The 17,335-nt window shown below is 60.5% G+C and carries 19 protein-coding genes; 11 read left to right on the top strand and 8 right to left on the bottom strand.

Translation table 11 applies throughout. The features are described from left to right. The first annotated feature begins 351 nt into the window (after positions 1–351). Together ACMGGW_RS05220 and ACMGGW_RS05225 are read left to right on the top strand one after the other, a co-directional pair. Entirely contained in the window at positions 352–1,257 is a 906-nt protein-coding gene (locus tag ACMGGW_RS05220) for a GNAT family N-acetyltransferase (RefSeq protein ID WP_197832372.1), read from the top strand. An 84-nt stretch (positions 1,258–1,341) separates the two neighbouring features. Then, positions 1,342–2,640 carry an SLC13 family permease gene (locus tag ACMGGW_RS05225; protein ID WP_025302003.1) on the top strand — a complete coding sequence of 433 codons (1,299 nt, stop codon included), beginning with the start codon at positions 1,342–1,344 and terminating at the stop codon, positions 2,638–2,640. Here the strand turns inward: ACMGGW_RS05225 and dapF are convergent. The 3 genes from dapF to bhsA (ACMGGW_RS05240) all read right to left on the bottom strand — a co-directional run bounded on the left by dapF (position 2,615) and on the right by bhsA (ACMGGW_RS05240) (position 4,310). Then, positions 2,615–3,490 (bottom strand): diaminopimelate epimerase, encoded by an 876-nt coding sequence (dapF, locus tag ACMGGW_RS05230; protein WP_167324930.1) that lies wholly within the window; start codon positions 3,488–3,490, stop codon positions 2,615–2,617. The genes ACMGGW_RS05225 and dapF overlap by 26 nt on opposite strands. 113 nt (positions 3,491–3,603) lie before the next feature. After that, positions 3,604–3,861 (bottom strand): multiple stress resistance protein BhsA, encoded by a 258-nt coding sequence (gene bhsA / locus ACMGGW_RS05235; RefSeq protein WP_016928601.1) that lies wholly within the window; start codon positions 3,859–3,861, stop codon positions 3,604–3,606. Between the two features lie 191 nt (positions 3,862–4,052). Continuing rightward, the gene (bhsA, locus tag ACMGGW_RS05240; RefSeq protein WP_016928600.1) at positions 4,053–4,310 is read right to left on the bottom strand and encodes a multiple stress resistance protein BhsA; all 258 of its coding nucleotides are present in this window, start codon (positions 4,308–4,310) and stop codon (positions 4,053–4,055) included. 176 nt (positions 4,311–4,486) lie between these two features. On the opposite strand from bhsA (ACMGGW_RS05240), the gene ACMGGW_RS05245 reads away from it, so the two are divergent. Then, entirely contained in the window at positions 4,487–5,131 is a 645-nt protein-coding gene (locus tag ACMGGW_RS05245) for a TetR/AcrR family transcriptional regulator (RefSeq protein ID WP_025302005.1), read from the top strand. Positions 5,132–5,166: 35 nt separating this feature from the next. On the opposite strand, the gene ACMGGW_RS05250 is transcribed toward ACMGGW_RS05245, so the two are convergent. The 4 genes from ACMGGW_RS05250 to ACMGGW_RS05265 all read right to left on the bottom strand — a co-directional run bounded on the left by ACMGGW_RS05250 (position 5,167) and on the right by ACMGGW_RS05265 (position 8,397). Beyond that, positions 5,167–5,985, bottom strand: coding sequence for a MetQ/NlpA family ABC transporter substrate-binding protein (locus tag ACMGGW_RS05250; RefSeq protein ID WP_043136906.1), 819 nt, complete (start codon positions 5,983–5,985; stop codon positions 5,167–5,169). Between the two features lie 19 nt (positions 5,986–6,004). Next, positions 6,005–6,673, bottom strand: coding sequence for a methionine ABC transporter permease (locus ACMGGW_RS05255; protein WP_004939505.1), 669 nt, complete (start codon positions 6,671–6,673; stop codon positions 6,005–6,007). Continuing rightward, positions 6,666–7,691, bottom strand: a complete 1,026-nt coding sequence (locus tag ACMGGW_RS05260) for a methionine ABC transporter ATP-binding protein (RefSeq protein ID WP_049295227.1) — start codon at positions 7,689–7,691, stop codon at positions 6,666–6,668. The genes ACMGGW_RS05255 and ACMGGW_RS05260 overlap by 8 nt, the downstream gene beginning before the upstream one ends. A 262-nt stretch (positions 7,692–7,953) precedes the next feature. Next, entirely contained in the window at positions 7,954–8,397 is a 444-nt protein-coding gene (locus ACMGGW_RS05265) for an acetyltransferase (protein WP_016928596.1), read from the bottom strand. Between the two features lie 242 nt (positions 8,398–8,639). Between ACMGGW_RS05265 and ACMGGW_RS05270 the strand changes: the two genes are divergently transcribed. The 3 genes from ACMGGW_RS05270 (at position 8,640) to ACMGGW_RS05280 (ending at position 11,332) form a co-directional block, all read left to right on the top strand. Next, positions 8,640–9,512 (top strand): oxygenase MpaB family protein, encoded by an 873-nt coding sequence (locus ACMGGW_RS05270; protein WP_025302008.1) that lies wholly within the window; start codon positions 8,640–8,642, stop codon positions 9,510–9,512. 163 nt (positions 9,513–9,675) lie between these two features. Continuing rightward, positions 9,676–10,779, top strand: a complete 1,104-nt coding sequence (locus ACMGGW_RS05275; RefSeq protein WP_025302009.1) for a suppressor of fused domain protein — start codon at positions 9,676–9,678, stop codon at positions 10,777–10,779. 25 nt (positions 10,780–10,804) lie between these two features. Then, on the top strand, positions 10,805–11,332 hold the full coding sequence (locus ACMGGW_RS05280) for a cysteine hydrolase family protein (RefSeq protein WP_043136914.1): 528 nt from the start codon (positions 10,805–10,807) through the stop codon (positions 11,330–11,332). A 32-nt stretch (positions 11,333–11,364) separates the two neighbouring features. Here ACMGGW_RS05280 and ACMGGW_RS05285 read toward each other — a convergent pair whose 3' ends face one another. After that, entirely contained in the window at positions 11,365–12,240 is an 876-nt protein-coding gene (locus ACMGGW_RS05285; RefSeq protein ID WP_197832373.1) for an NAD(P)-binding domain-containing protein, read from the bottom strand. A gap of 290 nt (positions 12,241–12,530) precedes the next feature. On the opposite strand from ACMGGW_RS05285, the gene trpS reads away from it, so the two are divergent. The 5 genes from trpS (at position 12,531) to phnE (ACMGGW_RS05310) (ending at position 17,307) form a co-directional block, all read left to right on the top strand. After that, a complete protein-coding gene (gene trpS / locus ACMGGW_RS05290) occupies positions 12,531–13,538 on the top strand; it encodes a tryptophan--tRNA ligase (protein WP_043136919.1) in 1,008 nt (335 codons plus the stop codon). Between the two features lie 117 nt (positions 13,539–13,655). Next, positions 13,656–14,489: a phosphonate ABC transporter ATP-binding protein gene (phnC, locus tag ACMGGW_RS05295; protein WP_019454697.1), complete on the top strand. Its 834-nt coding sequence runs from the start codon at positions 13,656–13,658 to the stop codon at positions 14,487–14,489. A 47-nt stretch (positions 14,490–14,536) separates the two neighbouring features. Beyond that, the gene (gene phnD / locus ACMGGW_RS05300; RefSeq protein ID WP_025302014.1) at positions 14,537–15,469 is read left to right on the top strand and encodes a phosphonate ABC transporter substrate-binding protein; all 933 of its coding nucleotides are present in this window, start codon (positions 14,537–14,539) and stop codon (positions 15,467–15,469) included. A 78-nt stretch (positions 15,470–15,547) separates the two neighbouring features. Continuing rightward, complete coding sequence (gene phnE, locus ACMGGW_RS05305) at positions 15,548–16,411, top strand: phosphonate ABC transporter, permease protein PhnE (protein WP_021503954.1); 864 nt, start codon at positions 15,548–15,550, stop codon at positions 16,409–16,411. Continuing rightward, positions 16,408–17,307, top strand: a complete 900-nt coding sequence (gene phnE / locus ACMGGW_RS05310) for a phosphonate ABC transporter, permease protein PhnE (protein ID WP_169540383.1) — start codon at positions 16,408–16,410, stop codon at positions 17,305–17,307. Before phnE (ACMGGW_RS05305) ends, phnE (ACMGGW_RS05310) begins: the two co-directional genes overlap by 4 nt. Positions 17,308–17,335 lie beyond the last annotated feature (28 nt).

A 17,335-nucleotide genomic window follows, 5' to 3' on the forward strand; every position in this document is an offset into this window, starting at 1 on the left:
AGTTTTCACGTTTTAGTTTTTATTAACTATTTTTCAAATAGATATTTGCTTTGTTTTTTGTTATGTCAAATTTTGATGTTTTTACTCTCATTTTTATTGGTTTTTTATTTTAATTTTAAATATTAATTTGTATTTAAGTTTTTAAAATAATCAATTAAATGGTTTTAAATTCTGGTTAATGAAATGTTTTGACATATTCAGATGCCCCGTTGGTTATTCATTCGCAATTGTTTATGCGTTATCGTTATGTTCTAAATTAGGTAACACTATCAACCAATAATCCATCCAACGCAGCGTGAAGGTGGAAGTACAAGGGAGCATAACGCCGTGAACATCAGGGATTTCAGAGCATTGGCGCGCAGTTTGGTCAGAGAATTCGGCATGTTGAACAAGCAGAGCAACGGCTCGCGCTTTTCGCCGCTGCAGATCCATCTGATGATCGAAGTCAGCGAGCAGCCGCTGGGCGTCACCGAGCTGGCGGCCCGACTTTGCATCGACAAGGCCAGCGCCAGCCGGGCGCTGCGCAGCCTGGTCGCCGCCGGCGTGATAGAAACGGTGGATCATCCGGATGACAAGCGGCACAACCTGCATCGGCTGAGTAAACAGGGCGGCAAGGCGCTGGCCGGCATCGAGAGCGACGCCGACGGTTTTATGCAGGCGGCGCTGGCGCAGTTGGATGACGATGAGCTGGCGAGCACCACTGCGGCGATGAAAAAGATGACCGCGGCGCTGCGCAGCGCGCGCAAACAGCGCAACGCCAACCTGCGGGTGCGGCCGATCGCCGCGCGCGACGATGCGGCGATGGCGGCGATCATTCGCGACGTGTTTCGCGAGTACGGCATGGACAAGATGGAAGGGGTCAGCCTGCACGATCCGGATCTCGATCGACTGACCGGCCTGTATCACGACAACGGCGGCCGCTACTGGGTGCTGGAGCGGGACGGGCAGGTGGTGGGGGGCGTCGGCATGGCGCCGCTGGCCGGCGAAGAGCCCGGCTATTGCGAACTGCAAAAACTGTTCTTCAAACCCGGTGTGCGTGGGTTGGGCATGGCGCGCTATATGGTGGTGCAGGCGCTGAAGGCGGCGCGGGCGGCAGGGTATCGCTATTGCTATCTGGAAACCACCGAACAGTTGAAAGAGGCGATTGGGCTGTATTACGCGCTGGGTTTCACGCTGTTGACGGAACGGCGCGGCCATACCGGCCACCACGGCTGTAATGTGTGCATGCTGAAAAATCTGCAGAACGACGATATGTGAGCGGTTTCAAGGTTAACGCCTGCGCCTTGTGTCACCCTGTTAACCGTTTGATAACAATCACAACGTTTTATCAGGGAGGAAACTATGTTGGGGGATCCGATGGCGCTGTCCGCGCTGGTCACGCTGGTGGTCATCGCGCTATGGGCCAGCGCCCGCTTGCCGGAGTATTTGGTCGCGCTGCTGTTCTTTGCGGCGGTGATGGTATTGCAGCTGGCGCCCGCCGCGGTGACCTTTTCCGGTTTCGCGTCCTCCGCATTCTGGCTGGTGCTCAGCGGTTTCGTGTTGGGCAGCGCCATCCGCAGCACCGGCTTGGCGGATCGCCTGGCCAACCGCCTCTTGCCGCATCTGGCCGGTTCCTGGCCGCGCCTGGTGGGCGGCGTGGTGGCGATAAGCTACGCGTTGGCGTTTGTCATGCCCTCGAACATGGGGCGGATTACGCTGCTGATGCCGATCGTCATGGCGTTGGCCGATCGCGCAGGTCTGGCGGAAGGCTCGCGCGGCCGCATCGGTTTGGCGCTGGCGGTGGGGTTCGGCACCTTCCAGCTCTCCGCCAGCATTTTGCCGGCCAACGTGCCCAACCTGGTGATGAGCGGCGCGGCGGAAAGCGCCTACGGCAGCCACTTCGCCTATCTCTCTTATCTGCTGTTGCATGCCCCGGTGCTCGGGGTGGCCAAAGGCGCATTGTTGACGTTGTGCATCTGCGGCCTGTTCCGGGCGCGGCCGCAACCGGTGGTGGCCGAGGCGGGGCAAACGCCGCTCAGTGCCGCCGAGTGGCGACTGATCGCGCTGTTGGGCATGACGGTGTTGCTGTGGATGACCGACAGCTGGCACGGCATCGCCCCGGCCTGGATAGGGTTGGCAGCGGCCTGCGTCTGCCTGCTGCCGCGCATCGGTTTTCTCAACGGCGAACAGTTCGCCGCCGGCGTTAACGTGCGCACCTGCATTTACGTGGCGGGGATCCTGGGGCTGACCGCATTGGTCAGCCACTCGGGGCTCGGCGATCGGTTGGGTGGCGCGCTGCTGGCGATGATGCCGGATCTGCACGGCAAGCCGTTTACCGCATTCGGTTCGCTGGTGGGGATCACCGCGCTGTTGAATTTCGTGGTGACCGCCAACGGCGTGCCGGCGCTGTTTACCCCGCTGGCGCAGGCGCTGTCCGCGGGCAGCGGCCTGCCGCTGCTGACGGTGTTGATGACCCAGGTGATCGGTTATGCCACCCCGCTGCTGCCGTATCAGGCCTCGCCGATCGTGGTGGCGATGGGGATGGGCAAAGTGCCGGCGCGCGAAGGGCTAAAGCTGTGCCTGCTGTTGGCTGCGCTCAGCTTCGCACTGCTGGTGCCGTTGGACTATCTGTGGTTCAGGCTGCTGGGGTGGATCCCGTAAACAGCCCCGCGCCGCCGGCAAAGCAGTCTTCGTCCAGCGTCAGGGTGGCGATTTTATGCACCGGCCCGCGCATGCTGACCTGAAAATCGCCGCTGAAGGCGATCTGCAGTTCGCCGCCCGGCATCCGCACGCTAACCCGATCGCCGACTCGTCCCAACTTGCGCATCACGCTGGCGGCGGCGCAGCTGCTGCTGCCGGAGGCGAGGGTAAAGCCGGCGCCGCGCTCCCAGATGCCGATGCGCAGCGTCTGGCGATCGACCACTTCCACCAGTTGTACATTGGTGCGTTTCGGGAACAGCGGATGGCGTTCAATCAGCGGTCCGAGCCGATGCACCTGCGCCAGATCTAGTTTTTCCACCGGCACCACGCAGTGCGGGTTACCCATCGACACCAGCGAAACGCTTAACGTCTCCTCCCTCAGGGGCAGCGGATAGTTCAGTGCCTCCGGCAGATCGATCAAGGCCGGCAGCGCCGCCGGGCTGAAATTGGCGCGCCCCATCTCCACGGTTATCTGATGCGCGTCTTCCGCCACCTGGCAACGCACGTCGCCGCCGGCGGTGTGCACCAGAAACGGCTGATGCCCTACGCGCTCGTTGTCAAACAGATAGCGCGCGTAGATACGCAGGCCGTTGCCGCTTTTCTCCGCTTCGGAGCCGTCCGGGTTGATGATGCGCAGGGTGGGATTGACGGCGTCACCGCTGTCGATCAGCAGGCCGTCGGAACCGATGCCGTAATGCGGGTGGCACAACAGGCGGATCTGTTCCTGGCTCAGACGATCGGCGACCGAACGGTGGCAGACCAGGTAGTCGTTGCCCAGGCCGTGATATTTGTGAAACAGCAGGGGAGTCATGGCGTTGCTCGGCTCAGCAAGAAAAGGTGGCTACAGCTTACAACAGAATGTTGGCGTCAAAACAAACAAAAGGCGGCCTGAGCCGCCCTTTTGCACGATTGCCTATCTGGCCATTAATTGTAGATGATCGCGGTACCGTGCAGTTTGTTGTCACCGGTGGTGGCGATGATCTGGAAGGATTTGGCGCCCGCCGCGTCGGCTTTGGCCGCCAGTTTGTTTTCCAGGCTGCTCAGGTCGGACGCACCGCTGACGGTGACGACGCCGGCTTTTTGCAGGTCGGCGGGTTGTGCGTTAACCAGATCGGCGGCGAAGCTGCCGAAGGAGACGGAAGCCAGTGCGATGGCTGCGATGGTCATTTTCAGGTTTTTCATGGTCTTATTTCCTATCTTTGTTCTTTACGATGTTTGTTTTGTAAGGTCGTTAAATTGATTAACGATCGATAATTTAATGTTAGATGCCGGTTTGACGGATTGCAAGTATTTTTTTAATGCTCGTTAATTAATTTTTTTACGCCCTGGCGTTGTGAGCAAAAGGACAGGCAATCAGTTGGCTTAATACTTTGTTATTGATAGATTTCTGCGGTGCCATGCAGCTGGTTGTTACCGCCGGCACCGATGATGCGGAAGGATTTTGCACCGGCCTGATCGGCTTTGGCGGCCAGGCTGTTTTCCAGCGAGGTCAGATCGGATGCGCCGCTGACGGTGATAACGCCCACTTTCTGCTGGTCTGCCGGTTGGTTCTGGACTAAATCGGCGGCGAAGCTGCCGAAGGAAACGCTGGCCAGAGTGAGAGCTGCTAAGGTTAATTTTAAGTTTTTCATGATGTTAATTCCTTTCCGATAACGGTCAATAGAGGGTTTTAATCTGCTTCGTTAAATTATCTTAACGATCGATAACTAAATGCTAATCGGTTCTCGACGAGCGCGCAATATTTTTTTATAATGATCGTTAAGTTATTTGTGCTAAGCCTGCCGTGGAGCGGGATAGGAGAGGAACGATGAGCATCAATGAAGCGGTCTGCGGCAAGAAAAGCCGTGGCAGACCAAAACAATTTGATCGCGACCGGGCGCTGGAAAGCGCGCTCGATCTGTTCTGGCGGCACGGTTATGAAGCCACCTCGCTGGCCGATCTGGTGGAAGTGACCGGCGCCAAGGCGCCGACGCTGTATGCGGAATTCGGCAACAAAGAGGGGATGTTCCGCGCGGCGGTGGAACGCTATCTGCAAAAATACACCACCTGCACCAACCAGCTGTTGGAACAGGATGTGCCGGTGGCCGAGATCGTCGAGGCCTACGTGCGCTCTTCCGTCGAAGTGTTTACCGACCCCGATACGCCGTCAGGCTGTTTTATGGTGTGCGCCTCCGCGGCACTGTCGTCCGCTTCCGACGACGTCGCCCAGATGCTGCGCAAAAAACATCATGCCCAGGAAGCGGCGCTGAAAGTCTGCTTCGATCGCAAGGTGCAGCAGGGCGAATTGCTGGCGAAAACCGATACTGCGCTGCTAGCGAAATACGTAATTTGCACCATTGAAGGCATGTCGGTGCAGGCGCGAGAAGGGGCAAGCCGGAGCGATCTGTTGCGGTTGCTGGAGGCGCTGATGCTGGTGTGGCCGCGGCTCAGCCAGATTGGCAATAAGGTGTAACAACAGGCCCGGTTTTCACCGGGCCGTATAACCTACTACTGGTTGACCGGGATCACCGCGCCCTGGTATTTCTCGCGGATAAAGTCCTGAATCGGCTTGGAGTGCAGCACCTTCACCAGCGCCACGATCTCCGGCTTGTTCACGTCGGCTTTGTGCACGGTGATGATGTTGGCGTACGGGTTGTTTTCGCCGCTTTCGACCGCGATTGGATCCTTGGTCGGATTCAGCCCGGCGTCGATGGCGTAGTTGGCGTTGATCACCACCGCGTCACCTTCGTTGTTGTTGTACATCTGCGGCAGCAGCGCGCCTTCAACGTTCGCCTGGAACTTCAGGTGTTTCGGGTTTTCCACCACGTCGGTGATGCGCGCGTCCACCTTGCTCACCCCGGGTTTCAGCTTGATCACGCCTTGCTGCTCAAAGATTGACAGAATACGGCCTTCTTCCGCCACCGCGTCGCGCATGATGATTTTGCCGTTTTCCGGCAGATCTTTCAGGCTCTTGTACTTCTTCGAGTAGATGCCGATAGGCTCAATATGGATCGCGCCGGCGCTGACGAAGTCGTAGCTCTTGTCGTCGGCGTGGTCTTTCAGCACCGAGTTCAGGTAAGGCACGTGCTGGAAGTAGTTGGCGTCGATGTCGTGGCTGGCCAAGGCGGTGTTCGGCAGAATGTAATCCTGGAAGCGCTTGATCTGCAGATCGATGCCTTCCTTCGCCAGTATCGGTTTGGCCTGTTCGAGGATCTCGGCGTGCGGCACGTTGGAGGCGCCGACCACCAGCTTGGTCGCCGCGGCGGCGCCGTAAGAGGCGAGGGTGGCGACAGAGGCGAAAGCCAACATCAGTAGGTGCTTTTTCATCATCGTTTTCCTTGGTTAATTAACGTTTATCGAGCGTTCTTGTCAGGGTGTCGCCAATGAACTGAATGACGAAAACGATCAGCAGGATCGTCAGCGTCGCCACCAGCGTCACGTCACTGTGGTTGCGTTGGAAGCCTTCCAGATAGGCCAGGTTGCCCAGGCCACCGGCGCCGATCACCCCGGCCATCGCGGTGTAGCTCACCAGTGCGATCAGGGTGACGGTGATGCCGGAAACCAGCGCCGGCGAGCTCTCCGGCAGCAATACGCGGAAAATCAGGGTGCGGTTTTTGGCGCCCATCGAGCGCGCCGCTTCGATTACCCCTTTATCGACCTCGCGCAGCGCGATCTCCACCAGCCGGGCGTAGAACGGCGCGGCGCCGACGATCAGCGCCGGCAGGGCGGCGTCCGCACCGAGAATGGTGCCGATCAGCGACTTGGTGAACGGGATCAGCAGCACGATCAGAATGATGAACGGAATGGAGCGGAAGACGTTGACCAGTACGGAGATCAGCGAGTAGACCGCCCGGTTCTGCAGCAACTGGCCCTTCGAGGTTAAAAACAGCAGCACGCCGAGCACGATGCCCAGCACCAGCGTGGCCAAACCGGCGATGCCGGTCATGTACAGCGTTTCCCAGGTGGCGTCCCACAGTTGGTCCAGGCGCAGGTGGGGGAACAGGGATTCAATCATGTTGGATAACCTCGACGGCGATATCTCTTTCGTGCAGCAGGCTGAGCATGTCGGCGACTTGTTGTTCGTTGCCTTCGGCGTGAATGTACAGTTCGCCGAACGAACCGTTGAGGGTGTGGCTGATCTTGCCGTGCAGAATGTTGACGGTCAGGGCGTAGCGCCGGATCACTTCGGAGATCACCGCCTGATGGGTTTGCACGCCCACGAAGGTCAGCTTGAAAATCGCCCCCGGCAGATGAGCGGTGAGCAGCGGATTGAAGCTCTCTTCCGTGTCCGCATACTGCGACACCTGTTTGACGAATTGCCGGGTGATCGGCTGCTGTGGCCGGGTGAACACGTCAAGCACCGGGCCTTCTTCGACGATGCGGCCGTTTTCCATTACCGCCACGCGGTGGCAGATTTTGCGCACCACGTGCATCTCGTGGGTGATCAGCACGATGGTCAATTTCAGCTGGCGATTGATGTCCAGCAGCAGGTCGAGAATGGCGTCGGTGGTTTGCGGATCGAGCGCCGAGGTGGCCTCGTCGCACAGCAGCACGCTCGGGTTATTGGCCAGCGCGCGGGCGATGCCGACGCGCTGTTTCTGGCCGCCGCTGAGCTGCGACGGATAGGCGTTTTCGCGCCCCTGCAGGCCGACCAGCGCGATCAGTTCCGCCACGCGCGGCGCAATCTGCGCCTTGGGCACGCCGGCGATCTGCATGGAAAAAGCGATGTTTTGGCTGACGGTGCGCGACCACAGCAGGTTGAAGTGTTGAAACACCATGCTGATTTTCAGGCGCGCCTGGCGCAGATGGCTCCCTTTGGCGCGGGCGATATCGAAACCGCCCACGTCAATGCGGCCGCTGGTGGGTGTTTCCAGGCCGTTGAGCAGGCGGATCAGCGTGCTTTTCCCGGCGCCGCTGTAGCCGATGATGCCGTAAATTTGCCCGGCCTCTATCGCCAGACTGACGTCGTCAACTGCCACGACGCGGCCCTGTGCGCTGTCAAAAGTTTTGCAAACGTTCGAAAGAACGATCATAACGAAGCGGATCCTTATCGATACATCACAGCATTCCGTCCGGAGCGCGTTGCGCCGGACAGGGATCGTTCGGCTTTTCAGCGGGGCACAACCCGGCGGGAAGTGGCGGACGGAACCTCTGTTGCGGGTGAATACCGGGCAATCCTACCGAGGGTTGATAGTGACAGGAAGAATGTAAAATCTATTACTTATTCTGATTTGATATATTAAACGGCGGGCGTCATGGGGGGAGAAAACCGGCCGCTGGGCGGCCGGTGGAGGGCTAGCGTTTTTCCAGCTTCATGTGCAGCAGCGGGAACGGGTTGCCCTGGCCGTCGAGCGGCGAGCGGCCGGTGATGACAAAACCGTAGTGACGGTAGAAGCCGCTGGCCTGCGGATTTTGCTCGTTCACGTCCAGCTGCAGCTCATCGTGCAGCGTTTCCGCGTGGGTCAGCAGCGCTTTGCCCACCCCTTTGCCGCGCTGATCGGCGTCGATAAACAGCATCTCCACCTTGTTGCCGTTCAGACCGATAAAGCCGCAGGGATGCCCCGGCCGCTCTTCGGCCACCCAAACGTTGACCGCCGGCAGGTAGTCGTTCAGCACCAGCGGGAACAGCTGTGCGATGTTGTCTTCGGTTAAAAAGTGGTGAGTGGCGCGCACCGAACGCAGCCAGATATCTGCCAATTGCGCGTTGTCTTCCGCCGCGCGTGCTCTGATGGTAATCATCGAACTCTCTGCTATCTAAGTTGAAGGAAAAGAAACTAGATAGAGGTTTTGTGGGGTTAGTGCCGAATTAACGTGGGTTAACGCCCTGCAAAGCGCCTCTGCAGTGGATCGAATAGGCCCGCCTGGTTGCAAGCGGTATAACAACTGTAATTCAGTAAGTTAATGCTTTCAACCGCCGCAGGGCGCAATGAGGCGCTCGCCGCGTGATACACTGGCCGCTGAATGAGCAAGAGGGCGGCAGGATGGAAGCGGTACGCGCAGCGATAGAAAAACAGGTGCTCAGCCTGACCGGGTTGGCGCTCGGCGGCGTCGATTTTGAGAATCCGCCCGGCGATCCGGGGCTGTTCGGCCCGCAGTCGGTCATCTGGCAGGTACACCGCGATTTCACCCCGATGCTGTGCGGCGGCGTCAGCGCCTTGCTGTTGCAAATGCTGCACCCGTTGGCGCTGGCCGGCGTATGGGATCACTCCAACTTCCGCGACGATATGATTGGCCGCCTGCGCCGCACCAGCCAGTTCGTGTCGGTCACCACCTTCGGCCCGACCGCCGAGGCGGAGCGGCTGATCGCCAAAGTCAAAGCCATCCATCTGCGGGTGACCGGCGTCGGCAGCGACGGCACGCCTTATGCTGCCAGCGATCCGGCGCTGCTCACCTGGGTGCACGTGGCGGAGAGCAGCCGTTTTCTGGCCAGCCACCTGCGCTACCGTAACCCGCATCTTTCCCGCGATTTGCAGGATCAATACTACCGCGAAGCGGCGCGCGTGGCCGCCGCGCTGGGGGCGACCGCCATTCCTCAGTCCTGCGCGGAGGTCGAAGAGTACCTGCAGGCGATGCGGCCGCAGCTGGTCTGCGATGAACGCACGCAAGAGGTGGCGCGCATTCTGCTGAAAGCGCCGGCACCTAGCGCATTGGCGCGCCCGCTCGGCGGGGTGGTGATGCAGGCAGGCATCGATCTGTTGCCCGATTGGGCGCAGCGGCAGTTCGGCTTTCATCCGGGCGCACTGCGGCGGCGGCTGGTGCGAACGGGGGCCGCAGGCCTCGGCAAAGTGCTGGGCGCGTCGATGCGCAACGGTTCCTATCAGCGCGCGGTGAGGCGCATTACTCGGCCGTCATGAGCCACAGCCGCTATAATTAGTCTTTGTTTATCTTCGTTTACGGCCGCTTTTGAGACTTTTACGGGTGATCCGGCCAGTAATGCGTTTTACACTTGGGGGCAAAGCCACATTCCATTTTTTGCGCGCAGCCGATTCTGCCGCGCCCTGACCCTATTGAGGTGATATGAACGAGTCATACGTACTTGCTGAAGTCAGCAATGAGAACCAGACGCTGGTCGCGGTGGTTCAGCAAGATCACCGGGCAGCCTATTTTTATATCTATCCCGCCGAAGCCTACAGCGATCGCTATCAGGTGCGCGCCTGTTGGCTGCGCAATCTGGCCGCCGCGCCGCTGCAGGAAGATCGCGCCGCGCTGGAGCAGGGGCAGCCGCCGATGCTGGCGGCGGAATTTTGCCGCAACCTGGAAGGGGAAGCGCCGCTGAACCCGGAAGGGTTGATGGTGGTGTGGAGCGAAAGCGACGACGGCGCGGCCCTGTGGTATTACGGCCAGCTGCTGGCGGTGATCCCCGGTTGGAGCCTGTATATCGACCATTCGGTGTGCTATTCGGCCAGCTGCATCAAGGAGAGCCCGTTGGCCTATCCGCTCGGCTCGGCCTCGACCAACACGCAATATGCGCAGGCGGAAAGCACCCGCCAGTTTTGGCGCAGCTGGCAGCGTGAAGAGGGCAACCCGTGGCCGAAGATGCAGCGCGATTTTCAGGCGCGCTATGAGCCGCATTTCGGCCCTTCGGTAAAATACTACGCCATCGATCAGGGCAAGTGGCCGCCGATGGCCATCACCCAGCACGAGCGCGACGGCATCTATTACTTCCTCACCATGGGCGTCAGCATTCGGCCGATGCCGTGGGTGGAGATTCTGTTCAACGACGAGGCTTCGCGCTATCGCCGCATGGAGATGGCGATCGCCATCGACAGCCAATACATGACCGAAGACAACGCGGTGCAGATGGCCAGCGCGCTGGCCGGTTTCGCGCACGCGCCTTGGGCGCGGCTGACCTGGATCGGCGAAGGGCATACGCTGGAGTCGGACGTGGCGCCGCTGGGCTACGAGGGCTATATTTTATCGTCGTCCTTCTACCCGCATCACGCGCACCTGACTCTGCCGCAGCAGTACGGCGACCCGGTGAACCTGTTTTGGGCCAGCCCGGTGTTTACCGCCGAGCGCCAGCTGGCGCACGCCACGCCGAACGGCGGGCACGATCTGGTGAACCGGTTGCGTGAGCAGGGCGTCGATCATATTTTCCGCCCGCGCCAGCCGGTGTGCTGACGCGGCTTAATCTTCGGGAGCCGCCATGACCACCGCGCTGTTGATTATCGATGTGCAGGAAGGATTGTTTACGCCGCCGCCGGCGGATGCCACGGGCACCGTTACGCGCATTAATCAGCTGAGCGAGCGCGCCCGCCGGGCGGGCGTGCCGGTTGTCGTCATTCAGCACCATACGCCGGACGACGAGCTGCCGCACGGCAGCGCCGCCTGGCAAGTGCTCGCGGCGCTGAAGGTGGCGCCAAGCGACCATCGGGTGGATAAAACCACGCCGGACTCGTTCCTGCGCACTTCGCTTGGCGCGTTGCTGATCGCCAACGGCGTATCGCAGTTGGTGGTTTGCGGTTACTCCACGCCGTTTTGCATCGATTCCACGGTGCGCAGCGCCGCGGCGCACGGCTATCCGGTGACGCTGGCGGCGGATGCCCACACCTGCCACGACAAATCCTATGCCGACGGCCTGCTGATCCGTACCCACCATAACGAGACGCTGTCGAATATCGACAGCTTCGGCGTGCCGATCCGCGCCGTGCCCGCAGCGGACATCGTGTTCTGAGAACGGAAAACGGGGGCCAGCGCCCCCGTTCGTTATTTCAGGCCCGCCCGCCGCGCCGCCACCTTGGCCAGCGCGGCCCAGTCCAGATCCGCATCCCCCTGCGCCATCGCGTCGAGGAAGTTGTCCTTCAGCACTCCGGCGAACGGCATCGGCGTATGGCTGTCGGCGCCGGCGGCCAGCGCCAGCCCGACGTCCTTCAGCCCCAGCGCCAGCCGGAATCCGGCGGGTGAATACTTCTCGGCGGCGATCAGCGCACCATAGCCCTGGTAAGCCGGGGCGGCGAAGACGGTGCTGCTCAGCATCTGCAGGTAGTCGGCGCCGGAAACGCCGTAGTTGCGCACCAGCGCGCTGCCTTCCGCCATCGCTTCAATGGCGCTGGCCAGCGTAAAGTTGGTGGCGATTTTGACCACGTTGGCCTGCGCCGGGTCGGCGCCGAAGTGCCAGGTTTTCTGGCCGAGGGCATCGAACAGCGGCTGCGCTTGCTTCAGCCGTTCGCTATCGCCGGCTGCCAGAATATTCAGCTTGCCGGCGGCGGCCACGTCGATCCGCCCCAGCACCGGTGCGGCGAGATAGCCGATGCCGTGTTCCGCATGCAGCGTCGTCAGGCGTTTGGCGAGCTCGACCGAGATGGTCGCCATATTGATATGCAGCGCGCCCGGTTTCATCCGCTGCAGCAATCCGCTGTCCACCACCACCTGTTGCGTGGCGGCATCGTCGGCCAGCATGGTGATCAGCACGTCGGCATCGGCCAACTGTTCTGGCCGTTCGGCCTGTCGCGCGCCGGCGTTTACCAGCGGCTGCGCCGCCTGCGGCGAGCGGTTCCATACCGTCAACGCGAAGCCCGCCTGCAACAGGTTGGCCGCCATGGCGCTGCCCATCCCACCCAGTCCGGCAAATCCGATCTTCATCATGCGCTCCTTTTTCAGGTTGAAGGTTTTACCCTAGCGCGCCGGGCCAGGAACGCAAATGCCGGAGTGTAACGCCTTCTTACGCGCCGGCGGCGGGCTATTGACGCATTGCCGCTGCGGGTATACCTTGATGGCATGAATATATCGATGCACTCCACCCACAATCAGTCATGGTGGCGCCTCTTCTGAGGCGGCACGAGTATTCACATCTCTTTTTAATGCCGCCGGTTTGGCGGCATTATCTTTTGTGGCGTTGATCCGGCGGTCTACAGACCTTCAGGAGCACTGTCATGAGCTACACCATTCTTACCGGCGATCGCGCTACCGGCCCACTGCATTTAGGTCACTTTGTCGGCTCGCTGCGCCAACGCGTCGAACTGCAGCACCAGCATAACCAAACGGTGATGGTGGCGGATCTGCAGGGCCTGACCGACAACGGCAACAACCCGCAAAAAATCAGCGCCAACGTGCTCAACGTGGTGGCCGACTATCTGGCGGTCGGCATCGATCCGCACAAGACCACGATCTGCCTGCAGTCGGCGCTGCCGGCGTTGGCCGAGCTGACGATGTACTACCTCAATCTGGTCAGCGTGGCGCGGCTGGAACGCAACCCGACGGTGAAAAACGAAATCGCCGAGAAGGATTTCGCCCGCAGCCTGCCGGCCGGTTTTCTGATCTATCCGGTCAGCCAGGCGGCGGACATCACCGCCTTCGGCGCCACCCACGTGCCGGTCGGCGAGGATCAGCTGCCGATGCTGGAGCAAACCAACGAGATCGTGCGGCGCTTCAACCACATCGTTGGCCAACCGATATTAACGGAGTGTCAGCCGCTGTTGAGCAACGTCGGGCGTCTGCCGGGGCTGGACGGGCAGGGCAAGATGTCGAAATCGCGCGGCAACGCCATCCCGCTTGGCGCCGGCGCCGACGAGGTTCACAAGGCGGTGATGAGCATGTTCACCGATCCTGGCCATCTCAACGTCAGCGATCCCGGCCGGGTGGAGGGCAACATGGTGTTCACCTATCTGGACGCCTTCTGCGAAGACGCCGCACTGGTGGCGGAGCTGAAGGCGCACTATCGGCGCGGCGGGTTGGGGGACGTGAAAATCAAACGGCTGCTGGAGGATTGCCTGCAGAGCCTGCTCGAGCCGATCCGCACCCGCCGCGCCGAATTCATTGCCGATAAAGGCGAGCTAACGCGTATCCTGCAGCACGGCACCCGCCGCGCGCATCAGGTCAGCCAGCAGACGCTGCAGCAGGTCAAGATGGCGCTGGGGCTGGACTTCTTTAGCCTGGAATGATGCGCACGCCGGGGCGGCACGCGTCACGCCCCGGCCATAAAACGATCATCCCACTGTCATAAACTTATCCGTTAATAGGTGCCCATAATGATTAGCCACTGAAACCAGAGAAATCATATGGCTCAGGCACTGTTAAAATTGGCACAGCACGACTTTCCAGGGCAGCACGCCGCCGCATCTCGCAAAGTATTATCGGTAAAGGGACTCGGCAAGGCCTATAAAGCGCAGCAGCGCGTGCTGGATGACATCAATTTCGATCTGCACGCCGGCGAGTTCGTGGCGGTGATCGGCCGCTCCGGCGCAGGCAAGTCCACGCTGCTGCATACCCTCAACGGCACCATTCCTTCCAGCTGCGGCGAGATGCTGCACTTCGAAGACGATGGCGTAGCGCAGGATATCGCCCAGCTTGCCGGCCGCCAGATGCGCCAATGGCGCGCGCGCTGCGGCATGATCTTCCAGGACTTCTGCCTGGTGCCGCGGCTGGACGTGATGACCAACGTGCTGCTGGGGCGCCTGAGCCACACCTCCACCCTGAAATCCTTCTTCAAACTGTTCGATGACGCCGACCGCGCTCGCGCCATCGAGCTGTTGCAGTGGCTCAACATGCTGCCGCACGCGCTGCAGCGCGCCGAGCACCTCTCCGGCGGCCAGATGCAGCGCGTCGCCATCTGCCGCGCGCTGATGCAAAACCCGCAAATCCTGCTGGCCGATGAGCCGGTCGCGTCGCTCGATCCGAAAAACACCCGCCGCATCATGGACGCGCTGCAGAAAATCAGCGAAGACGGCATCGCGGTGATGGTGAACCTGCACTCGGTCGAACTGGTGAAAGAGTATTGCTCGCGGGTGATCGGCATCGCCCACGGGAAGATCGTGTTTGACGGGCATCCTTCGCAACTGAACGAACGGATCCTGCACCAGCTGTATGGCGAAGAAGCCAATCAGATCCATTGAAGCACTTTTGACCTTTACCCTTTACCTTTACACACAAGGCACACCTAATGAAAAAAGTATTGAGTCTGACCACCCTGATGGCCGGCGCGATGATGGTATTTAATGCTGCCGCAGCGGATGCGCCGAAAGAGCTGAACCTGGGCATTCTCGGCGGCCAGAACGCCACCCAGCAGATCGGCGATAACCAGTGCGTGAAGCAGTTCCTGGACAAGGAACTGAATGTCGATACCAAGCTGCGCAACTCGTCCGACTATTCCGGCGTGATCCAGGGCCTGCTGGGCGGCAAGATTGACCTGGTGCTGAGCATGTCGCCGTCATCGTTCGCTTCGGTCTACATCAAGGATCCGAAAGCGGTGGACATCGTCGGCATCGCGGTCGACGACGTCGACCAGTCGCGCGGCTACCACTCGGTGGTGGTGGTGAAGGCCGGCAGCCCGTACCAGAAACTGGAAGATCTGAAGGGCAAGGCCATCGGCTTCGCCGATCCGGATTCCACCTCCGGCTTCCTGATCCCGAATCAGGCGTTTAAAAAGCTGTTCGGCGGCACGGTCGACAACAAATACAACAACACCTTCTCCAGCGTCACCTTCTCCGGCGGCCACGAGCAGGATATCCTTGGCGTGCTGAACGGCCAGTTCGAAGGCGCGGTGACCTGGGCGTCGATGATCGGCGACTACAACACCGGCTACACCAGCGGCGCGTTCACCCGCATGATCCGCATGGATCACCCGGACCTGATGAAACAGATCCGCATCATCTGGCAGTCGCCGCTGATCCCGAACGGCCCGATCCTGGTGAGCAACTCGCTGCCGGCCGACTTCAAAGCCAAAGTGGTCACCGCCATCAAGAAGCTGGATAAAGACGATCACCAGTGCTTTATCAAAGCGATGGGCGGCAAACAGCACATCGGCGACACTACCCTGGCGGAATACCAGACCATCATCGATATGAAGCGCGAGCTGACCAAAGGCGACCGTTAATTCCCGGCTGCCTCGGCCGTCCGAATGAAGGGGTTCAGCGTGCTGAACCCCTTGTTCCATCAAGATGGAAGACCTGCTTTGAATACCGATTTCGCACACTATTACCAACGGATCCGCAGCAAGCAAAAACGCGAAGCGCTGCTGTGGTCGCTCGGGCTGGTGGTGCTGTACCTGGGCGCCGGCAACCTCGCCGAGTTCAACCTGCACACCGTCTGGGTGTCTATTCCGCACTTCTTCGACTACCTGGCCGAAACCGTGCCGACGCTGCACTGGCACCTGCTGTTCGCCGATGGGCGCACCGAAGGTTCGCTGGCCTATTGGGGTTACCGCCTGAACATCCAGCTGCCGCTGATCTGGGAGACCCTGCAGCTGGCGCTGGCGGCGACCATTTTTTCGGTGCTGGTGGCGACCGTGCTGGCGTTTCTGGCGGCCGGCAATACCTATACCCCGGCCTCGGTGCGGCTGGCAATCCGCACGCTGGTGGCGTTCTTGCGCACCATGCCGGAGCTGGCGTGGGCGGTGATGTTCGTGATGGCGTTCGGCATCGGCGCCATTCCCGGCTTCCTGGCGCTGGCGCTGCACACCATCGGCAGCCTGACCAAACTGTTCTATGAATCGATCGAAACCGCCTCCAACAAACCGGTGCGCGGGCTGGCGGCCTGTGGCGCCACGCCGCTGCAGCGCATGCGCTTCGGCCTGTGGCCGCAGGTGAAGCCGGTGTTTCTCTCCTACAGCTTCATGCGGCTGGAGATCAACTTCCGTCAGTCGACCATTTTGGGGCTGGTGGGGGCGGGCGGCATCGGCCAGGAGCTGATGACCAACATTAAACTCGACCGCTACGATCAGGTCAGCATGACGCTGCTGCTGATCATCGTGGTGGTTTCCGTGCTCGACTATGTGTCGGGCGAGCTGCGCAAGCGCGTGGTGGAGGGGGCAAAATGATAGCGGGCACTCCGGCATCGGCGGAAACGCTGCACCAGTTGAAACAGCAGCATCCGGCGATCTTCGCGCAGCAGGGGCGCTACCTGCGCACCGTCGGCCTGATCGCACTGGCGATCGTGCTGTATTACGTGTTCTTCTTCCTGGTCTTCGGCATTAGCTGGCCGCAGTTTATCAACGGCTGCCAGCAGCTGGGGCGCTATTTCCTGCGCATGTTCGTCTGGCACGACTTCGCCAACTGGCCGTTCATGTACTACTTCCAGCAGATCGGCATTACTATCGCCATCGTGTTCGCCGGCACCATTACCGCGTCGCTGATCGCGCTGCCGCTGTCGTTTTTCGCCGCGCGCAACGTGATGTCGACGCCGCTGCTGCGGCCGATCTCCGTGCTGGTGCGTCGCTTGCTGGACGTGCTGCGCGGTATCGACATGGCGATCTGGGGGCTGATCTTCGTGCGCGCCGTCGGCATGGGGCCGCTGGCCGGGGTGTTGGCGATCGTGATGCAGGACGTCGGGCTGCTGGGCAAACTGTACGCCGAAGGGCACGAGGCGGTGGACAAGTCCCCCAGCCGCGGCCTGACGGCGGTGGGCGCCAACGGGTTGCAGAAGCACCGCTACGGCATCTTCACCCAATCGTTCCCCACCTTCCTGGCGCTCAGCCTGTACCAGATCGAGTCCAACACCCGCTCAGCGGCGGTGCTGGGCTTCGTCGGCGCCGGCGGCATCGGCCTGGTGTACGCGGAGAACATGCGGCTGTGGAACTGGGACGTGGTGATGTTCATCACCCTGATCCTGGTGGTGGTGGTGATGATCATGGACAAGGTCTCGTCGATGCTGCGCAACAAGTACATCATCGGCGAAGACATCCCGCTGTATCAGCAAAAAAGCCAAATCGATTGAGAAACCCCTTGCCGATCCCTATACTGCC

Source organism: Serratia sp. BNK-4 (genome assembly GCF_048685115.1).
In the GTDB taxonomy this organism is placed as follows: Bacteria; Pseudomonadota; Gammaproteobacteria; order Enterobacterales; family Enterobacteriaceae; genus Serratia; species Serratia bockelmannii.

Bases quoted from the DNA above. Each gene is read 5' to 3' on its own strand.
- ACMGGW_RS05225 (WP_025302003.1), top strand. From the start codon at position 1,342: ATGTTGGGGGATCCGATGGCGCTGTCCGCGCTGGTCACGCTGGTGGTC.
- dapF (WP_167324930.1), bottom strand. From the start codon at position 3,490: ATGACTCCCCTGCTGTTTCACAAATATCACGGCCTGGGCAACGACTAC.
- bhsA (WP_016928601.1), bottom strand. From the start codon at position 3,861: ATGAAAAACCTGAAAATGACCATCGCAGCCATCGCACTGGCTTCCGTC.
- bhsA (WP_016928600.1), bottom strand. From the start codon at position 4,310: ATGAAAAACTTAAAATTAACCTTAGCAGCTCTCACTCTGGCCAGCGTT.
- ACMGGW_RS05245 (WP_025302005.1), top strand. From the start codon at position 4,487: ATGAGCATCAATGAAGCGGTCTGCGGCAAGAAAAGCCGTGGCAGACCA.
- ACMGGW_RS05250 (WP_043136906.1), bottom strand. From the start codon at position 5,985: ATGAAAAAGCACCTACTGATGTTGGCTTTCGCCTCTGTCGCCACCCTC.
- ACMGGW_RS05255 (WP_004939505.1), bottom strand. From the start codon at position 6,673: ATGATTGAATCCCTGTTCCCCCACCTGCGCCTGGACCAACTGTGGGAC.
- ACMGGW_RS05260 (WP_049295227.1), bottom strand. From the start codon at position 7,691: ATGATCGTTCTTTCGAACGTTTGCAAAACTTTTGACAGCGCACAGGGC.
- ACMGGW_RS05265 (WP_016928596.1), bottom strand. From the start codon at position 8,397: ATGATTACCATCAGAGCACGCGCGGCGGAAGACAACGCGCAATTGGCA.
- ACMGGW_RS05270 (WP_025302008.1), top strand. From the start codon at position 8,640: ATGGAAGCGGTACGCGCAGCGATAGAAAAACAGGTGCTCAGCCTGACC.
- ACMGGW_RS05275 (WP_025302009.1), top strand. From the start codon at position 9,676: ATGAACGAGTCATACGTACTTGCTGAAGTCAGCAATGAGAACCAGACG.
- ACMGGW_RS05280 (WP_043136914.1), top strand. From the start codon at position 10,805: ATGACCACCGCGCTGTTGATTATCGATGTGCAGGAAGGATTGTTTACG.
- ACMGGW_RS05285 (WP_197832373.1), bottom strand. From the start codon at position 12,240: ATGAAGATCGGATTTGCCGGACTGGGTGGGATGGGCAGCGCCATGGCG.
- trpS (WP_043136919.1), top strand. From the start codon at position 12,531: ATGAGCTACACCATTCTTACCGGCGATCGCGCTACCGGCCCACTGCAT.
- phnC (WP_019454697.1), top strand. From the start codon at position 13,656: ATGGCTCAGGCACTGTTAAAATTGGCACAGCACGACTTTCCAGGGCAG.
- phnD (WP_025302014.1), top strand. From the start codon at position 14,537: ATGAAAAAAGTATTGAGTCTGACCACCCTGATGGCCGGCGCGATGATG.
- phnE (WP_169540383.1), top strand. From the start codon at position 16,408: ATGATAGCGGGCACTCCGGCATCGGCGGAAACGCTGCACCAGTTGAAA.